Below are 376 nucleotides of genomic sequence, written 5' to 3' on the forward strand. Positions count from 1 at the left end.
CGCTTCCACGTCGACCATCACCGACGCCATGGTCACCGATCTGCGGGCGTGCGCGAACCCGCGCCGCCGACGCAGCGTGTTCACCCAGTCCCCGGCCAGCATCAGCACCGCCATCGGCGGCAGCACCAGCTACAGCTACTTCTCCACCGCGGCCGGCTGGAACATCGCCATCCCCGACTGGGCCACCAAGGTCATCGTGCTGATCCACGTGAGCCCGATCCGCTACGACCTGGGGAACTTCTGGGGGCGCATCGGCGCCACCTTCGGGGCCAGCCTGGCCACCCAGGACGTCACGCTGGACGACAACCAGGGCTCGGGGGCCCGCCGTATCGGGTCCACCATCGGCGACACCCTGACCATCCCCTCCGCCTACCGC

Annotated in this window: 1 pseudogene; it reads left to right on the forward strand. The window is 69.7% G+C overall.

What is annotated here, in order from left to right:
• Positions 1–376: pseudogene (locus tag OO69_RS48335) on the forward strand (hypothetical protein); the annotation flags it as partial.

The organism is Streptomyces sp. NRRL F-525, assembly GCF_000716605.1.
Lineage (GTDB): Bacteria > Actinomycetota > Actinomycetes > Streptomycetales > Streptomycetaceae > Streptomyces.